2 protein-coding genes and 1 pseudogene are annotated in these 1,337 nt (G+C 60.4%); 2 read left to right on the forward strand and 1 reads right to left on the reverse strand.

Annotation, left to right across the window (positions count from 1 at the left end; all coding sequences use genetic code 11):
• Positions 1-662: pseudogene (locus EN939_RS34370) on the reverse strand (PAS domain-containing sensor histidine kinase); the annotation flags it as partial.
• 220 nt (positions 663-882) lie between these two features.
• On the opposite strand from EN939_RS34370, the gene EN939_RS34375 reads away from it, so the two are divergent.
• Both EN939_RS34375 and EN939_RS34380 read left to right on the forward strand, forming a co-directional pair.
• Positions 883-1,179, forward strand: coding sequence for a type II toxin-antitoxin system RelE/ParE family toxin (locus EN939_RS34375; RefSeq protein WP_127270969.1), 297 nt, complete (start codon positions 883-885; stop codon positions 1,177-1,179).
• A 1-nt stretch (position 1,180) separates the two neighbouring features.
• Positions 1,181-1,337, forward strand: a 157-nt coding sequence (locus EN939_RS34380; RefSeq protein ID WP_127271843.1) for an addiction module antidote protein, incomplete at its 3' end; no start/stop codon positions are given.

Consider the following 1,337-nt stretch of genomic DNA (forward strand, 5'->3'; position numbering starts at 1 on the left):
GCCGTCAGCACGAACAGGGTGACGTTCAGCGAAACAGTCTTGCGCCATGCATCGAAAACCGCGTCCTGTGGCACCAGGGCCGCCGATGCACCCTTTCCGCCATTCGCCAGGCTGACCGCCGCGTACCAATCCCGTCCGTCGATGTTGACGTCCATGACGCCGGCACGATCGCCGAACATGAACAAGGGCTGGCCGCCCTCGACGAGGCCGTCGAGCGAATGGCCCTGCCATGGCATCGAGCGCGGCGTCACCGCGACGATCTTGAAAGCGCTGTCGGTGATGACAAGCACATGGCTGCGGCCCATCGCGCCCTGACGGCTGGTGGTCTCCAGCAGATCCTGTATGGCGCCGGGCACCGTTTCCGAGGTTGTGGCGAGCGAACTGGCCAGCTGGCCCGCCGCCAGCGTCAGGATCGCCTTGGCATTGCGCTCGACATCGTCGCGCTCGTTCATCAGCGACAGCACACGCAGCGCCGCGATGACGATCAGGAAGGTGATGATGAGGACAGGTATTGATCGGCGCAGCAGCGGCTCGGCGGCCAGAAGCCGCCGGTAGGCCGGTTCGGCGATGAGCCGCGTATTCCCGGCAAGACCGTCGCCGCGCGTCTCGCGATGCGCAAAAACCGTCCCTCCGGGCGCGCCCCACGCGTCCGCCTTCGCCATAAATGGCACTCCCCGAATTTGCCTATGCTGCTTGGTGATCCGGCAAACGCCGCACATCCGAATCGTCAGTAAAGAATCAAAGGTGATTCGCCTTGTCCAGTAGTCCGGCGAAAAAAGATTAAAAATCGACTAAAATAATGCCGAAACGGTCCAATGCCGCTTGTGCGCCTGACCGTCTCTGAGGATTGACAAATTGTAGTTTATAAACTACATGATCCTCATGATCGACCTGAAGCAGACGGAAACGTTCCGAAAGTGGTGGACGCGGCTAAGGGATGAGCGCGCTCGGGGTGCGATCTTTGCTCGGCTCGACCGCCTTGCCTATGGGCATCCGGGAGATGTCGAGCCCGTGGGGGAAGGGATAAGCGAGTTGCGTATCCACTACGGCCCGGGCTACCGCGTCTATTTTCAGAAGCGGGGGACCACGATCATCGTCCTTCTGTGCGGCGGCGACAAAGGCACCCAAAAGAAGGACATCACGACGGCGAAACGTCTGGCAAAGGAATGGAGCGAATGAAATGGCTGAGAAACTGACAACCTTTGATCCGGCTGAAGGCCTGACCTCTGATGAGGCCATTGCGGCATTCATGGCGGAAGCATTTGCTTCCGAAGATTCCGGCTATATCGCGCACGCGCTGGGTGTCGTAGCCCGCGCCAAGGGCATGGCCCAAATAG

Origin of the sequence: Mesorhizobium sp. M7A.F.Ca.CA.002.05.1.1 (assembly GCF_003998335.1) — a bacterium.
Lineage (GTDB): Bacteria > Pseudomonadota > Alphaproteobacteria > Rhizobiales > Rhizobiaceae > Mesorhizobium.

Coding starts and splice junctions, on each gene's coding strand:
- EN939_RS34375 (WP_127270969.1), top strand. CDS start 883: ATGATCGACCTGAAGCAGACGGAAACGTTCCGAAAGTGGTGGACGCGG.